Here is a 15712-nt window from a genome sequence, read left to right as displayed (position 1 = left end):
TCTTCCCTTTATGATCGAAGCGCCCGTCACCTCGCGCAGCGCCGTCTGGCACCGCTTTCGCCGCAACAAGGCGGCGTTGGCCGGTCTATGCCTCATTGCGCTGGCGGTGCTCGTGGCCATCTTCGCCTATTACCTCGCTCCCGATGCTTCGCCCAATGCCAACCGCATCATCCTCGAGATCGGGGGCACCAAGCCCGGATTCCGGCAGGAATTCGTGCTCGTCAGAAAAACACCGGCGCCGCCGCAGCCCGGACCATTTGCCCGTTTGATTTCGGGCGCGCCCGATCCCTTCGAGCATGTGCCGATCGTAGGCGAACAACTAGCGGGTGATTCGCTGCATGTAGAAAAGTACGTGGATGAAGGCCTGTCGGAGCGACGCACCTACGCCACGAAAGACATTGCGGACAAGAACCCGGTGCAGACGCAGCGCTTCCTGCTGGGCACCGACAAGTACGGGCGCGACATCCTGAGCCGGCTGATCATCGGCACGCGCGTGAGTCTTTGCGTAGGTCTTGTAACGGTGCTGCTTTCCCTCAGTATCGGCGTATTCCTGGGCGCCATCGCCGGCTACTTCGGTGGCCGCACCGATGCCTTTGTGCTGTGGCTGATCAACGTGCTCTGGAGCATCCCGACGCTGCTGCTTGTGTTTGCGATGACGCTGCTACTCGGCAAGGGCTTCTGGCAGGTGTTCATCGCCGTTGGCCTGACGCTCTGGGTCAACGTGGCGCGGCTTGTGCGCGGGCAGGTGCTGGCCGCGCGCGAGCTGCCCTACGTGGAAGCCGCACGGGTGCTCGGCTTCTCGCATTTCCGGACGCTCTTCCGCCATATCCTCCCCAACATCACGGCACCGATCCTCGTCATCGCCGCATCCAACTTCGCATCGGCCATCGTGCTCGAAGCCGGTCTTTCCTTTCTCGGGGTGGGCGTGCAGCCACCGATGCCCAGCTGGGGACTCATGATCAAGGAGAACTACAACTTCATTATTACAAACAACCCGATGCTGGCGCTTGCCCCGGGATTCGCCATCATGCTGCTGGTGCTGGCTTTTCACCTGGTAGGTAACGGCCTGCGCGATGCACTGGATGTGCGGGGATGAGAGAAGGAACGCTGATCTACCGGCGGTGGATACGCAGATCATTATCATTTGTTACGATTCGCTGACGCAATCCTTATTTCGCTCGCCACGCATCCGCACTTCGGCCGCGATGAGGGCTGCCAGCGCGAGGTAGAAGAGGCTTCCGAGCTTGTCGGTTTCCACGAGGTCGTTGATCAGGTTCACCGTGCATTCCATGGCGAGGATCACCGCCGACACGGCGGCCACGCAGCGCCAGAGCGGATCGGTGGAGCGTAAATAGATCCGCTGCGCCAGGTAAAAGGCATAGCCCGTAACGAGCAGGAGCAGGAACAGGCCCACGAATCCCTGCTCGATGGCTGTAAAGAGATAATAGTTGTGCACCGTGCTCTTCTCGGGGTTGTCGCTCACCCAGGTGCGGAAGGCCGGCACGGTAAAATGCTTGTAGTTGCGCACGTAGGTGTTCGGTCCCCAGCCCGTAGCCCAATGCTGCTTCACCATCCGCGCACCGGCGATCCAGCGGTAGAAGCGTTCCGCGTTCGACAGGTCCTTGAACTGGTAGGTGGCTTCCAGGTGCTCGCGGAAGTCGGTATGAAAAACGGTCGTGTTGAAATTGCCGGCGAAGCGCATGTAGCGCTGGCTGTCGATGATCCAGTACACGGAGAGAGACGCGCCGATCAGTACCGCAAAGAAGGCCGGCATCAGCAGGCGCCGCCGCAGCAGTAGAAATACAATACCGCCGGCAAAGAGCGCTACCCAGGCGCCGCGGGCGTAGCTCAGCACGATCGCCAGCAGCGCGACCGCGATGAAGACCTTCATCAGCCGCTTGCGGGCCTCCGTTTTTGCGAAATGATGCCCGGCTACGAGCAGCGGTATCGTGCAGGCGAGTACCGACGAATAGTTGACGTGGTTGCGGAAGTACGGATACAGCGCGCTGTTGATGCTGGTAAACGAAAAGCCGGAGCCTGCGTGGAGCACGAGCGTATGCGCCACCAGCAGGAGCATGGAAGCCGTGAACAGTTGCGCCGTGCGCACGAGGTTAGCGGGGTTGCGAAACAGCACGAACGGCGTGACGATAAAGGCGCCGAAGTACCATCCTTTCGCGAGGCAGTATTTCAGCGACAGCACGAAGTCGGTGGAGAAGTACGCCGACACGATCCACCAGGATGCCTGCAGCAGCAGGAACAGCAGGAGCAGCGATCGCGCCATGCCCTGCAGCGGTCGCCTCTTACGATGATATACGAGAAAGCAAAGCGTAGCAAAAGAGGTCAGCAGCATCAGCGGCTCCGTGGGCAGGTCGGTGCCGAGACTTTCGGTGACGTTGAACTCGATCGACCAGGGAAGGAACGCGATCAGTGTCCAGAACAGCACGAAGGGATCGTGGCACACCCACAGGAAGAAAAGTACGAGGAAAGGCAGCGCCAGCAGCTTCGGCTGCGTGAGGTACATCGAAAGGGCCGCGACCAGCACGAAGAAGATACCGAATCCGATAAACAGCCGGGTGCGTGCCACGGGGTTCATGTCAGGCTTTTTTGCGGCTTTCCAGGAACAGCACCAGCACGATCGCGAACACGAGTGCCACGAACGTAGCCATGGCGAAGAGCGGCAGCAGCTTCGGGCGCTCGGGCTTGAATCCGGGGCGCGCAGCTTCTACCAGCAGCAGTACGCTCGGCTTGGTATTGACCACGAGCGTATACTCGTTGATGAGGCGCTGGTACTCGCCAAGCTCTTTGATGATGGCGTCGTTGCGCACCTGCAGCAGCTGGCGGCGCGCGTCGCCGGTGCGTTGCAGCGAATCGGAACCCTTGAGGTATTCGGCCTGCAAGGCATCGTAATGCTGTTGCAGGTTGGCCAGGATGCGCTCGTTGGACGCGCTCTGGAGGCGCTGGTGCATCTTCTGGAACTTATCGAACAGCGAGTTGGCCATGCGCGCCGCGAGGTATTTGTCGCGGTCAAACACGCGGATGCGCAGCTGGTTGTATTCGTCCTTGGAAACGTCCACATTCTCGCGGAGCTCCTTCATCGCCTGGTACAGCGGCAGCTTGCTTTTGGAAAGCCGGTAGTGGTTCACTAGATCGTTCTCGCGGATCAGTTGAAAGAAGAGCGTGTCGAGCGCCGCGGTGCCGAGGATTCGGTCGATATCGTCGGGGCCGCCGAGCGACGGGTAAAGACCCTGGATGTTTTCGCTGAAGATCTTCGATTTGTCGAAGTTGATGGAGGTGCCGGGGAGCGCCACCACCATTCCCATGTACTGGCGTTCGAGCGTGAGCAGTATCCCGGCCGAAACGATGGCCACCAGCAGCACCAGGCCGGCGATGAGTTTCCACCAGCGCCGGAAGAGGGTCAGAAAATCAGGCATGAAAGGCGTTTGTCAGATTGAGGAACGTTTGGATCGGACCGAATTAAAGAGCACAAACATAATCAAAGTGGCGGCAATGGCGGCGTTGAGGGTCCAGAGCAGCGGGCCCAATGATGAACCCGACAGCCAGCGGCCGGCGGTGTAGGTGACCGTGCCGAGCAGTGCGCAGGCCATCAGCGACGGGAGGTGCAGGCGCAGGGCAAAGGCGCCGCGGGCCCCGGCGAAGCAGGCGACAGCGCAGGCATACTGGCTGGCGAGTGCCGCCCAGCAGCATCCCAGGGCTCCATAGCGCGGTATCAGGTACAGGTTGAGCGCCGTGTTGAGCAGCACGCTTCCCAGCACCGTTGCATTGAACCAGGCAAAGCGGCCGGCCGATGTGAGCAGCGATCCGTAGATGTGAATGCCATAGTACGCGGGCAGCACGGCGACGCAGGCCACGAGCACGCGGATCGAGTAGGCATCGGTTGTATGATACAACAGGCGCATCAGCTGCGGCGCGAAGGCGGCGCATACGGCTACGAACCCGAAGGCCGCCGCCAGCAGGCCGTGGCGCAGCCGCAGCGTAGTGGCGTCAACAAGCGCAGGCTCTTTCAAGTGCCGGGCCGCAAAGGGCACGAGGAAAGCGGCCGTCATGTAACCCACGGTATTACCGGCATCGAGGAGGCGATAGGCAGCCGCGTAAATGCCGGCCTGCAGCGGCCCTTGCGGGTGGATGCGTTCGAGCAGGAAGGCATCGAGCCGAGTATGAACGCTCATGAGGAGGATCAGCAGCACAAAGGGAGCGCTCTGGCGAAACAGGATGTTGTACGAGGTGGGCTCGGCCGGCGCCTCGTGGTGCCGCGCGGCAATGACTGCCGCAAGCGCTACGGCCAGCACTGTCGCAGCAAGCTGGATCCACAGGAAGGCTTCGAGCGTTAGCTCCGACCGAACCGGCAGGTAGAGCAAGCCGCCGCATACCAGTATCGTCAGGGTCTTGTCGGTCACCGACAGCCAGGCATCGGCGCGGAACTGCTGGTAACCCGTAACCATGTTGCGAAACAGCACAAGAAAAGAAGAGGCAATCTGCAAGGCGCCGGTGAGCAGGATCAGCGGCCAGTCGCGGAGGCCGCTGCCTGCAGCAACGAGGCACAGCACGGCAAGGTAGGCAGCCGAGAGCCCGCATTTGATGCCGATCAGGCGCCGTGCCGAAATGCGCTCGCGCAGGGCGAGTTGCCGGTTGAGCATGTTGGTGAGGCCGGCATCGGCGATGATGGAAAGAATGATCGCGAGGTTAAGGATGGCGAAGTAGGAGCCGTAGCGCTCGTGGCCAACGCTTACCTGCACCTTCCGGTCGATGCCGAACACCCACAGCGGCTTCACCAGCACGTTGAGCACAACCAGCCAGGAAAGGCTTCTCAGGAAGGACTTGGGGGCCATCGGGCGTAAATGTAACGGAAAGGGCGCATCGGGGATCGCTGCCGCCCCTATCAGGCGGGTTTTCGTATCATTGCCCCATGAAACTCCTCTCCAACAAAGTGGCCATCGTTACCGGCGCAGCGCGCGGTATCGGCGCCGGTATCGCCCGCAAATTTGCCGAGCAGGGCGCGCACGTGGCCTTTACCTATGTATCCGAAGGCAGCGCCGACAAGGCCAAAGCCCTTGAAGACGAGCTGAAAGCCCTCGGCGTCAATGCGAAGGCCTACCGCTCCAATGCCGGCGACTTTGCCGAGAGCGAGGCCTTTGTAAACAGCGTCGTGAAGGAGTTCGGCACCGTCGACATCTGCGTCAATAACGCCGGCATCTCCAAAGACAACCTGCTGCTGCGCATGACCGCCGAGCAGTGGGACGACGTAATGACCACCAACCTCAAGAGCGTGTTCAATATGACCAAGGGCGTTATCCGCCCGATGATGAAAGCCAAGAGCGGCTCGATCATCAACATGGGCTCGGTGATCGGCGTGATGGGCAACGCCGGGCAAAGCTCCTACGCGGCTTCCAAGGCCGGTATCATCGGCTTTTCGAAGTCGGTGGCCAAAGAGCTCGGCTCGCGCAATGTTCGCTGCAACGTCATCGCCCCGGGCTTCGTGGAGACCGATATGACGTCGTACCTCAAGGAAGGCGAGCAGGCCGACAAATACAAAGCCGGCATCCCGCTGGGCCGCTTCGGCTCGGCCGACGACATCGCCAACGTCACGCTTTTCCTCGCCTCCGACCTGAGCGCCTATGTAACGGGCCAGGTGCTGAACGTGGATGGTGGACTACTTATGTAAGCCCCCTGTCCCCCCAAGGGGGCACTGAGGTTGAAAAATCCGTGGTTCTGAAAAATTCCTAAAGTTGTTTCCTATAATAGCCCCGCATCGGCGGGGCTTTCTATTTTAAAAATGCTCAATGCGCAAGGATTGAGTGAGTGAAGCAGTGCCCGGCGGCACCTGAATATTGAACATTGAGCGTTGAGAATTGATTCGTCTTTCTTAATGACTGATCGGGATAAAAAAATCAGCCCCGATCTAAGTGCCCCCTTCGGGGGACAGGGGGCTAGTGCAGTATACGAATCTTCCGCACCTTGATATAATGGTGCCATACGATCATCGTAGCGATCGAGCGGTAGGGGCGCAGCGGCTCCGCCCAGGCGATCGCTTTTTCTTTTGTGATCGCGTCCCAGCCATTGATCATTTTGATGCCGTTCATAAGGGCAATGTCGCCGGTGGGGAACAGGTCGGTGCGCTGCAGCGAATGCAGCAGGTAGATGTCGGCGGTCCAGTCGCCGATGCCTTTAAGCGCGGTGAGGCGGGCGCGGACTTCTTCGTCGGGAAGTTCTTCCAGTCCGCGCAGGGAAAGCTTCCGGCTTTGCAGCGCTTCGGCGAGCCCGCGCACATAGCCGGTCTTCTGCCGCGTGAAGTAGCAGGCACGCAGCTGCTCGTCGCTCATCGCGAGGATCTTCGCAGGCGTGGGCAGCCCGATGGCATCCGTGAGCTTCTGGTAGGCCGCGTAGGCCGACTGCAGCGATACCTGCTGCTCCAGGATCGTAAGCACCAGCGTGGCGAAGCGCGCCGGGCGCGTCCACAGCGGCGGGTAGCCGTGCTCGGTCAGTACGCGTTGCAAGCCGCTGTCGCGGCCCGCTACCAGGTCGCAGAGGGAGTGGAAATTATCGGCGTTGAACGTTGTGATGGTTCTGGAGGTTCTTATGGTTCTGGAGGTTGCCTGCTCCGTCATTGCGCGCGCAACGAAGTGGAGCGAAGCAATCAGATGATCGATAAGGGCCAGCCGGCACGGCCAGCGCGCAAGCATCCACCAAACAAGCATCCGATTGCTTCGTCGGCCGGCGCCTCACGCCGCCCTCCTCTCAATAACGTCCACTTGTTACTATGCTTTTGCCTTGAACTTGGCGATGGCTTCGCGCGTGAACGAGCTCAGCACGAGGCGGCCGCTGATCTCGGCGCGGCTGCAAAGAAGCTCGTCCCAGTTTTCGGTGCCTTTCCAGAAGATCGTCTTAAGCTCGCGCATCGCGTCGGGCGAGCTGTGCGCCAGCTGCGTAGCAAGGCGGTTGATCGATTCGTCCATCCCCTCGGCGCTGTTGTGCACCTCGGCGAAAAGGCCTTTCCGCTTTGCCCACTCGGCATTGCGCCACATCGAGGCATCAATAGCGAGCTGGCTGAAGGCCGACGAGCCGATCTTGCGCTCCACGGCGGGGCCCACTACAAAGGGGCCGATACCGACGGCGAGCTCCGACAGCTTGATGTCGGCGGCTTCCGTGGCAATGGCATAATCAACAGCCGCGGCAAGGCCTACCCCACCACCGACGCACTTGCCCTGGATACGGCCGATGACCAGCTTCGGGCACTTGCGGATGGCGTTGATGACGTCGGCAAAGCCGCTGAAGAATGTAAAGCCCGCCTTCTCGTCCTCGATGCGTGTCAGCTCGTCGAAGGAAGCGCCGGCGCAGAAGGTTCGGTCGCCACCGGAGCGCAGTACGATGACGCGCGTGTCCTTATCGGTGCCCGCTCCATGGATCTCGTGGGCAATGCCATCGAGAATGCGGCGCGGCAGCGAGTTGCTCTGCGGGTGAAAGAATTCGATCGTCGTAATACCCTTGTGCGATTCTACGTCTACATACCCGTTGATAATATCCTTGCTCATGGTCTGAGTTCTTTTTTTGAAGTTAATCCAATTTCGGACCGTTCCCCGAATTCGAAAAGTCAAAATGCAAAAGTCAAAAGTCAAAAAGAGTACACGGCTTGAATTTGAGCTCGCCATGGAATCACGCTGTTCAGCGCAAGCTTTCGAATTTCGATTTTTGAATTACCCGATACGGCGCTTCACCATCGTAAGAATGGTCGCAATCCCCACGTGCTCGCCGGTCTCGTCGAGCATTTCCACGAGCCACTTCACGATGCCCTTCGGGATGTCGGTAGGCTCCTTCTGGTCCTGCGGCACTTTTTCCTTACAGGTAAAACGCACCTGCAGCTCGGCGCCCGCGTATACCGGCTTCGTGAAGCGCAACTCGTCGATGCCGTAATTGAGCAGTACGGGCCCGAGGTCGGAGCCGTCGACGAAAAGCCCGGCGGAAGCGCTCATGATGAAGTAGCCGTGCGCCACCTGACGCTCGAACATGGTACCGCTGAAATCGGTGTCGCGGAGGTGCGCGTAAAAGTGATCGCCGCTGAGGTCGGCGAAGGCGTCGATGTCCTCCGGCGTGATAAGGCGTTTCTCGGTGAGGATCTGGTCGCCCACCTGCAGCTCCTCGTAGTATTTGCGGAAGGGATGCTTGCCGGGATCGATACCGCGGGCATTGGGCTGGTATACCTGCGTGATGGCCGTGATGGTCGTGGGCGATCCCTGGATGGCCGTGCGCTGCAGGTAGTGCTTCACACCGCGTACGCCGCCCATCTCCTCGCCGCCGCCGGCGCGTCCGGGTCCACCATGCACCAGCAGGGGCAACGGCGAGCCATGGCCCGTGCTTTCCCTGGCGCACTCCTGGTTGAGCACGAGGATGCGGCCGTGGTGCGACGCTGCGCCGATCACGAACTCGGTGGCCAGCCCGTTATCGGCCGTTACAATCGAGCAGCACAGCGAGCCTTTGCCGCGCTTGGCGAGGCGAATGGCTTCATCAAGGTCTTTGTAAGGCATTACAGTGCTCACGGGACCGAAGCACTCGATATCATGTACCGCCTCGTTGCGGAACGGATCGCTTTCGAGCAGCAGCATCGGCGACAGGAACGCGCCTTTGCGGGCGTCGGCGTCCAGTACTTCTACGGAGTCCATCGAGCCGTATACGAGATGCGCGGTGGCCAGCAGCTTCTGCACATTCGTACGTACCTCGTCGCGCTGCCCAGATGAAGCTAGCGCACCCATGCGCACCTTGTCGTTGTACGGCGACCCGATGGGCGTTTGTGCAAGCGCTTTGCCGAGGGCGATGTAAACATCCTCCACTACGTTCTCGGGGGCGAAGATGCGGCGGATGGCGGTGCACTTCTGGCCCGCCTTCACGGTGATCTCTTTGCGCACTTCCTTGATGAAAAGGTCCCACTCGGGCGACCCGGGCTGCACGTCGGTGCCGAGCACGATGCAGTTGAGCGAGTCGGCTTCCATGTTGAAGGAAACGCTTTCCTCAAGAATGCGCTTGCCGCCTTTGAGCATAAGGCCCGTGCTCTTGGAGCCGGTGAAGGTCACTACGTCCTGCGCCGTTACATGGTCCAGCAGGTCGCCGGCCGAGCCGCAAAGCAGTTGCAGCGCGCCGTCGGGAAGGATGCCGGATTCGATGATGGCGCGGGCAACGGCTTCGGTAAGGTAAGAGGTGATGGAAGCGGGCTTTACCACTGCGGGTACACCGGCAAGCCAGTTGACGGCGCACTTTTCGAGCATGCCCCACACGGGGAAGTTGTAGGCATTGATGTGCACGGCCACGCCTTCCTTGGGCACCAGCAGGTGGTGACCCATGAAGCTGCCGCCCTTCGAAAGGCCGATCGCTTCGCCGTCGGTGCAGTAGGGCAGGTCGGGAAACTTGCGGCGCAGCGAGGCGTTCGCAAAGAGGTTACCGATGCCGCCCTCAATGTCGATCCAGGAGTCGGCCTTCGTGGCGCCACTATGGTAGGAGATCGCGTAGAATTCGTCCTTGCGCGCCAGCAGGTATTGCGCGAGGGCGCGGAGCATCCGGCCCCGCTCATGGAACGTAAGCTTGCGGAGGGCGGGGTTGCCTACCGTGCGGCCGTAATCGAGGATGGAGGCAAAGTCGAGGCCCTTGGTGGAAGCGCGGTAAATGCCTTCGCCCGTGACGGCATCATATAGTTCCTGCCCGTCGCCGTCGCCCTGGATCCAGCGGCCGGAGATATAGTTCTCAAGTTTTTTCATATAGCGGAAGAGATGAGAGCTGCAAGTTAAGCCGCACGCAGATAACGCTGATAGCGCGGATAAAAGAACGCCATCGCAGGGCGATGGCGTTTATCAGGAATTACTTATCTGCGTTATCCGCGCGATCAGCGTGCTAGTTTACGGTGACTCCGAACTGCCGCAGGTGATGCAGCGCATGCTTGTACAGCAGTTGTACGTTCATCTGGAAATTGAGCTCGCCGAAAAAGGGGTTGAGTGTCACGAGGTGGGGGTTGGCCTGGAAGCGGCGTACGAGCTCGTCGATCTCCTCCTGGAGCTCGTCGAAGGCTTCGCCGATGGTTTTGTGCCGCACGGGCGCGGGCACTTCGGGCAGCAGCGGGTTGGGCGTGTTCTCCCGGAAGGGCGCATCGCTCTGGAGAAACTCCTGCATCTTGGGCAGGCGCTCCGCCGGCGTTACGAGGTCGCGCACGACCGTCTTACCCGAGGCGATCCGCACATAGTCGGCAAAGTGCTCGGTCATCTGCTGCAGGGTCATCCGGCCCCAATGCGGGAGCGTATCCGAAGGGATCTGCCGCAGCAGCGGCACGAACTGGTCCTGGAGGAATTGAAGTTTCGCCGAGTCCATGGGGTGATTCTTATAGCGTCATTGCGAGGAAGCGGAGCGACGAAGCAACCGGTTTCATCCCGAAGGCGATTGCTTCACTGCGTTCGCAATGACGGTCTGTTTGTGTCTGGTTTATCCCTCAACCTTCGCGGCCGCTAAAAAAAAAGGCGCGATCTTCTCGGAGAGCGCTTCGAAGATGGCATCTACCGATCCTTCGCCTTTGATGTGCTCGAGCTTGTGGGCGCGCGCATAGTGGGCGGCAACGGGCTCGGTCTCCTCGCGGTACACCTGGAAGCGGCGGCGGATGACGGTTTCGTCGTTGTCGTCGCTGCGGCCGGAGGTCTTGCCGCGCTCGAGGAGGCGGTTGACGAGCTCCTGCTCGGTTACATCGAGGGCCAGCACCTTGCTGATCGCCGTTTTGCGGAGGGAAAGAAGCTTGTCGAGCGCCTCGGCCTGGGCCACGGTGCGCGGAAAGCCGTCGAAAAGGAAGCCTTTGGCTTCGTTGTTCTTCTCGAGGCAGGTATCGATCATGCCGATGACGACCTCGTCCGGTACAAGTTGTCCCTTGTCCATGAAGTTCTTGGCTTCCAGGCCAAGCGGCGTTTTATCGGCAATTTCCTGGCGAAGGAGGTTCCCGGTAGAAAGATGGACCAATCCGAATTTCGCAACGATCTTCTCCGACTGCGTACCTTTTCCACTACCCGGAGGTCCAAAAAGAATGATGTTAACCATGTGTTTTATAGAATACTTACTGTCCCTTAAGGCGCAAATATAGCCCAAAACGCAATGTTCTCCCGGCCGGCGGCACCCATGGGGCTGCCCGGGAGCAAGCAATATCGTTCCTTAAGTTCCGCAATGGCGGGTTTCCTGTTCAAAATAGCGATTTCCCGGCATACCCCTCAAAAGAGCGGCCGAATTAATTTTCCAGCAGCTCTTCCTGATGCCGGTTTCATCCAGGTACCAAACCTCCCTTCCTGAACCCTTTCCTTAACCTATCTAAACCCTTTTCTGCCTTCCTTCCGGCCTCCCGCTTCCGTCTTCCCTACCTCCAATGAGAAGCCCCCGGGCGAACCGGGGGCTGTTACTCCTTATCTGGATTCCTATTGTTTACTGTTGTACTTCGCTTCGGCGGCCTGCGCCTTCTGGAAATCGAGCACCACACCGTTGATGCAGTAGCGAAGCCCCGTGGGTGGCGGACCGTCGTCGAACACGTGGCCGAGGTGGCTCTTGCAACGGCCGCACTGCACCTCGGTGCGCTCCATGCCATAGGTATGGTCGGGTGTATAAATGATGCTGGTCTTGCTCACCGGCTCATAGAACGAAGGCCAGCCGCAGCCGCTCTCGAACTTCGTATCGCTGCGGAACAGTGCGTTGCCGCACACCGCGCAGTAGTACGTGCCTTTCTCCTTGATGCTTTCCAGCGGCGAGCTCCACGGGCGCTCCGTGCCCTTCTCGCGGGCCACTGCATAGACATCGGCCGGCAGGATCTTTTTCCACTCGTCGTTGCTGACCGCCACGCGCGATGTATCGCTGTGCGAATAGAGCGGGTGCTTTTTCTGTTCGGCGCTCATGGGTTGTTGCTTCGTTTGGGAGTAGCTGCATTGCTGCAGGCCGGTGGCCAGCAGCACGAGTACGAGTATTCGTTTCATGGGAGTTGCTTCCTTAAAGGTACGACGGGAGCGTTCCGTTGGATTGACAAACAATTGTGAAAGGCGGCCCCCGACGGTCACCCGGCGCAACGACGGGCTTACTCCCCGGGGACCCTGAACCCACCTGCGCTTCGCTCCGGCGGGCAGGCCCGCTCATCCCTCCGTGTCCTCTTTATCGTTTCCCCGTTATATCTTACGGCTTCGCAAGAATCCGACGCTTCGCCGGGACGCAATAACTCCTTGTCACGCTGAGCGCAGCCGAAGCGACAAACCACAAACCACAAACTACAAACTACAAACTTCTCAACTCCAAACCATACCCGCATCTGCCATGAGAATCCTATCAACGCTCACCGCCCTGCTCCTGTGCTGTGCTGCCCTGGCGCAGAAAGCCCCGCTGGCGCAATTCAAGAACTGGAAGCCCCGCAACATCGGTCCCTCGAGCATGAGCGGCCGCGTTACCTGCATCGACGTCGTCAACAGCAACCAGGATGTGTGGTACATCGGCGCGGCCTCGGGCGGCGTGTGGCGAACCAGCAACGGCGGCGGCTCCTGGACGCCGCTCTTCGACGAGCAGCCCACGCTCAACATCGGTTCCATCGCCATCCAGCAATCCAATCCCAACGTGGTTTGGGTGGGCACCGGCGAGGGCAACCCGCGCAACTCCATCAGCCTCGGCGAAGGCATCTATAAAACCCTCGACGGCGGCCGCACCTGGAAGCGCATGGGGCTTGAGAAAACCCGCAACATCCACCGCATCCTCATCGACCCCACGAACCCCGATGTGGTGTACGCCGGCGTTATCGGCAACCCCTACGCCGAGCACCCCGAGCGCGGCGTGTACAAGACCACCGACGGCGGCGAAACCTGGAAGCTCATCCTCCATACCAACGATACCTCGGGAGTTGGCGAGATGGTGATGGACCCATCGAATCCCAACAAGATCATCGTCAACATGTGGCAGCACCGCCGCACCCCCTGGAGCTTCAAGAGCGGCGGCCCGGGCTCGGGCCTCTATATCACCGTCGACGGCGGTCGGAACTGGAAAAAGCTGGGTAAGGCCGAAGGCATCCCGGGCGGCGACCTCGGCCGCTGCGGACTCGCCTTCGCGGCCAGCATGCCCGCACGCGTTTACGCGCTGGTGGAATCGGAAAAGAACGGTCTCTATAAAAGCGACGACGGCGGCTTTACCTGGGAGCTGATAACCGCGGAGCCCAAGATCGTAACGAACCGTCCTTTCTATTTCCAGGACATCCGCGTGGATACGAAAAACGAGAACCGTATTTATTCGGTGCACGATGTGGTGGAAGTAAGTGAAGACGGCGGCAAATCATTCCGCACGCTGCTGCCTTACTTCGGCATTCACCCCGACCACCACGCCTGGTGGATCTCGCCCACAAACCCCGACTTCATCCTCGACGGTAACGACGGCGGCATGGGCATCACACGCGACCGCGGCCGCAGCTGGAACTTCCCCGAAGGCCTTGCGCTCGGCCAGTTCTACCACATCAACGTCGATAATGAAACTCCATATAACGTCATGGGCGGCCTGCAGGACAATGGCTCCTGGCATGGTCCCGCGTACACCTGGACCAACGGCGGCATCCGCAACTATTACTGGGACAATGTGGGCTCCGGCGATGGCTTCGACGTAATGCCCGACCCCGATGATGCATCGTGGGTATACAGCATGAGCCAGCAGGGCTACGTCAACCGCATGAACTGGAAGACCGGCGAGCGCTGGTTTGTACGCCCGCCCTCCACCGACCCGAAAGTGAAGTTCCGCTTCAACTGGAATGCCGCCATGGCGCAGGATCCCTTCGACAGGAATACGATCTATTTCGGCTCGCAGTTCGTACACAAAAGCGGCGACAAGGGTGCTTCCTGGCAAACGATCTCCCCCGACCCCACGACCAACAATGCCGCGCAGCAAAAGCAGGATGAGAATGGCGGCCTTACCCTCGACGTAACCGGTGCGGAGAACTACAATACGATCCTCGCCATCGAGCCTTCGCGCCTCGAGCGCGGCCTCATCTGGGCCGGCACCGACGACGGCAACGTGCAGCTAACGCGCGACGGCGGCAAGACCTGGACGAACTTCCGCGGCAGGATCCCCGGGATGCCCGTGGGCGCCTGGGTGCCGCAGATCCGCGCCTCGCGCTACAAAGCCGGGGAAGTGTTCGTTGTGTGCAACGACTACCGCCGCGGCGATTTCAAACCCTATATTTTCCGCAGCAGCGATTACGGCGCCACCTGGACGCGCATCGTTGACGAGAAGAAAGTAAGCGGCTATGCCCTTTGCGTCATCCAGGACCCCGTGGAGCCCAACCTGCTGTTTGTCGGCACCGAGGGCGGCCTCTGGGTTTCCCTCGACGGCGGCGCCTCCTTCGAGCAATGGAAGAATGGCTACCCGAGCGTGTCGACCTACGACCTGGCGATCCAGGAGCGCGAGGCCGACCTTGTCATCGCCACCTTCGGCCGCGCCCTCTGGGTGCTCGATGATATCCGCCCGCTGCGCCGCCTCGCTGCCGCCAGTGGCAGCATCCCCGCAAAGCGCCTGACCGTGTACCCGGCGCCCGATGCGCTGCAGGCGCAGTACCGCGCGGCGCCCGGCTACGAGTGGAGCACCTATGGCCTCTTCGATGCACCCAACCGCCCGCGCGGCGCCCAGTTGTCGTATTGGGTGAATATGGGTACGGATACAGCAAAGAAAAAGACCGACTCGCTGGACGTCCGCATCTACAACGAGCGCAACGAGCTTGTCCGTACGCTGCGCTGGAAGGCCGATACCGGCTTTAACCGCCGCTGGTGGGGTATGGAAGAAAAAGGCTACCGCGCGCCCGGCACAGCAAAGCCACGCGCCGGCGCTCCCGAAGTGCCCGGCCTGCAGGCCATGCCCGGCACCTATAAGGTTGTCATGAAGATGGGAAGCGATTCGGATTCCACGATGGTCACGCTGCGAGACGATCCGCGGCTCAACAAGCCCGCTTCGGTCACGACCGCCCAGCGCGCCCTGCTGGAGGAGCTCCGTAGAACTACGGATCGCCTTACCGAAGCGATGGACCGACTCAGCGAGAGCGAGGAGACGCTCAGCAAGATCAGCGCCGGCCTCAAGGGCCTGGAAGGCGCTACGTACGACTCGCTGCGGAAGGCTACCACGCGGATGCAGGACAGCATCAAAGTACTCCGTGAATTCATCGGCGGCAAGAAGGCCGAGAAGCAGGGTCTCAGCCGCGAAGACGACATCACGGTACTGAGTGGCATTCAGCTCGCGCAGAACTACATCATGAGCAAGAGCCTCGCACCCGGCGCGCAGGAGCGCGCGCTCGTAGCCAACGCCGCCACCCTCATCGATGGCGCCGTGGCCCGCGTGAACCGCTTCTACAGCACGCTCTGGAAAGATTACCGGAAGCAATACGAAGCCACGAGCGTGAATTTGTTCAAGGACTACGAGCCGATTAAATAGACAGTTTGGAGTTTGGGGTTTGTAGTTTGAAGTTGCCAAAGGCGTCGTGTGAGTGACGCCTTTGGTATTCTTGCGAGCGAAGCGAAGCAAACTTGTGCGTTACGCACACGTGTCGAGGAGGGACACCGGTTTAGCCTCAATGACGGTACCTGCTTAGCTATTTGGAGAGGTTACTGAAATCGACGAGTTTGCTTCGCTGCGCTCGCAATGACGGGCTTCGCCCGCAAATACAAACCACAAACTACAAACTACACAC

Annotated in this window: 12 protein-coding genes; 3 read left to right on the top strand and 9 right to left on the bottom strand. The window is 60.2% G+C overall.

Annotated features, from left to right (window positions below; translation table 11 throughout):
- Nucleotides 1-10: 10 nt before the first annotated feature.
- A complete protein-coding gene (locus ACYU7Z_RS10555; protein WP_460570188.1) occupies nt 11-1096 on the top strand; it encodes an ABC transporter permease in 1086 nt (361 codons plus the stop codon).
- Between the two features lie 51 nt (nt 1097-1147).
- Here ACYU7Z_RS10555 and ACYU7Z_RS10550 read toward each other — a convergent pair whose 3' ends face one another.
- The 3 genes from ACYU7Z_RS10550 to ACYU7Z_RS10540 are packed head-to-tail and all read right to left on the bottom strand — an operon-like array spanning nt 1148 to nt 4847.
- Nucleotides 1148-2593, bottom strand: coding sequence for an O-antigen ligase family protein (locus ACYU7Z_RS10550; protein WP_460570186.1), 1446 nt, complete (start codon nt 2591-2593; stop codon nt 1148-1150).
- A 1-nt stretch (nt 2594) separates the two neighbouring features.
- On the bottom strand, nt 2595-3431 hold the full coding sequence (locus tag ACYU7Z_RS10545; RefSeq protein ID WP_460570185.1) for a GumC domain-containing protein: 837 nt from the start codon (nt 3429-3431) through the stop codon (nt 2595-2597).
- A 12-nt stretch (nt 3432-3443) separates the two neighbouring features.
- Nucleotides 3444-4847 carry a lipopolysaccharide biosynthesis protein gene (locus ACYU7Z_RS10540; RefSeq protein ID WP_460570183.1) on the bottom strand — a complete coding sequence of 468 codons (1404 nt, stop codon included), beginning with the start codon at nt 4845-4847 and terminating at the stop codon, nt 3444-3446.
- A gap of 77 nt (nt 4848-4924) precedes the next feature.
- Here ACYU7Z_RS10540 and fabG point away from each other — a divergent pair, with 77 nt between their 5' ends.
- Nucleotides 4925-5680, top strand: coding sequence for a beta-ketoacyl-ACP reductase (gene fabG, locus ACYU7Z_RS10535; RefSeq protein ID WP_460570181.1), 756 nt, complete (start codon nt 4925-4927; stop codon nt 5678-5680).
- Between the two features lie 265 nt (nt 5681-5945).
- Here the strand turns inward: fabG and ACYU7Z_RS10530 are convergent, their stop codons facing one another.
- The 6 genes from ACYU7Z_RS10530 to msrB form a co-directional block, all read right to left on the bottom strand.
- The gene (locus tag ACYU7Z_RS10530) at nt 5946-6623 is read right to left on the bottom strand and encodes a DNA-3-methyladenine glycosylase family protein (RefSeq protein ID WP_460570179.1); all 678 of its coding nucleotides are present in this window, start codon (nt 6621-6623) and stop codon (nt 5946-5948) included.
- A gap of 150 nt (nt 6624-6773) precedes the next feature.
- Nucleotides 6774-7547 (bottom strand): enoyl-CoA hydratase/isomerase family protein, encoded by a 774-nt coding sequence (locus ACYU7Z_RS10525; protein WP_460570177.1) that lies wholly within the window; start codon nt 7545-7547, stop codon nt 6774-6776.
- Between the two features lie 162 nt (nt 7548-7709).
- Nucleotides 7710-9758: a phenylacetic acid degradation bifunctional protein PaaZ gene (gene paaZ / locus ACYU7Z_RS10520; protein WP_460570175.1), complete on the bottom strand. Its 2049-nt coding sequence runs from the start codon at nt 9756-9758 to the stop codon at nt 7710-7712.
- Between the two features lie 133 nt (nt 9759-9891).
- On the bottom strand, nt 9892-10362 hold the full coding sequence (locus ACYU7Z_RS10515) for a hypothetical protein (RefSeq protein ID WP_460570173.1): 471 nt from the start codon (nt 10360-10362) through the stop codon (nt 9892-9894).
- A gap of 111 nt (nt 10363-10473) precedes the next feature.
- A complete protein-coding gene (locus ACYU7Z_RS10510; RefSeq protein ID WP_460570171.1) occupies nt 10474-11073 on the bottom strand; it encodes an adenylate kinase family protein in 600 nt (199 codons plus the stop codon).
- Nucleotides 11074-11441: 368 nt separating this feature from the next.
- Nucleotides 11442-11990, bottom strand: a complete 549-nt coding sequence (gene msrB, locus ACYU7Z_RS10505; RefSeq protein ID WP_460570169.1) for a peptide-methionine (R)-S-oxide reductase — start codon at nt 11988-11990, stop codon at nt 11442-11444.
- A 331-nt stretch (nt 11991-12321) separates the two neighbouring features.
- On the opposite strand from msrB, the gene ACYU7Z_RS10500 reads away from it, so the two are divergent.
- Nucleotides 12322-15456, top strand: coding sequence for a WD40/YVTN/BNR-like repeat-containing protein (locus ACYU7Z_RS10500; RefSeq protein ID WP_460570167.1), 3135 nt, complete (start codon nt 12322-12324; stop codon nt 15454-15456).
- The last annotated feature ends 256 nt before the right edge of the window (nt 15457-15712 follow it).

This window comes from Flaviaestuariibacter terrae, from assembly GCF_054777635.1.
Note: the sequence above shows the minus strand (reverse complement) of the source record. Positions and strands in the feature narration are given on the sequence as shown.

Excerpts from the sequence above, each read along its gene's own strand:
- paaZ (WP_460570175.1), bottom strand. The coding sequence starts at position 9,758 with ATGAAAAAACTTGAGAACTATATCTCCGGCCGCTGGATCCAGGGCGAC.
- fabG (WP_460570181.1), top strand. The coding sequence starts at position 4,925 with ATGAAACTCCTCTCCAACAAAGTGGCCATCGTTACCGGCGCAGCGCGC.
- ACYU7Z_RS10525 (WP_460570177.1), bottom strand. The coding sequence starts at position 7,547 with ATGAGCAAGGATATTATCAACGGGTATGTAGACGTAGAATCGCACAAG.
- ACYU7Z_RS10530 (WP_460570179.1), bottom strand. The coding sequence starts at position 6,623 with ATGACGGAGCAGGCAACCTCCAGAACCATAAGAACCTCCAGAACCATC.
- ACYU7Z_RS10555 (WP_460570188.1), top strand. The coding sequence starts at position 11 with ATGATCGAAGCGCCCGTCACCTCGCGCAGCGCCGTCTGGCACCGCTTT.
- msrB (WP_460570169.1), bottom strand. The coding sequence starts at position 11,990 with ATGAAACGAATACTCGTACTCGTGCTGCTGGCCACCGGCCTGCAGCAA.
- ACYU7Z_RS10510 (WP_460570171.1), bottom strand. The coding sequence starts at position 11,073 with ATGGTTAACATCATTCTTTTTGGACCTCCGGGTAGTGGAAAAGGTACG.
- ACYU7Z_RS10500 (WP_460570167.1), top strand. The coding sequence starts at position 12,322 with ATGAGAATCCTATCAACGCTCACCGCCCTGCTCCTGTGCTGTGCTGCC.
- ACYU7Z_RS10540 (WP_460570183.1), bottom strand. The coding sequence starts at position 4,847 with ATGGCCCCCAAGTCCTTCCTGAGAAGCCTTTCCTGGCTGGTTGTGCTC.
- ACYU7Z_RS10545 (WP_460570185.1), bottom strand. The coding sequence starts at position 3,431 with ATGCCTGATTTTCTGACCCTCTTCCGGCGCTGGTGGAAACTCATCGCC.
- ACYU7Z_RS10515 (WP_460570173.1), bottom strand. The coding sequence starts at position 10,362 with ATGGACTCGGCGAAACTTCAATTCCTCCAGGACCAGTTCGTGCCGCTG.
- ACYU7Z_RS10550 (WP_460570186.1), bottom strand. The coding sequence starts at position 2,593 with ATGAACCCCGTGGCACGCACCCGGCTGTTTATCGGATTCGGTATCTTC.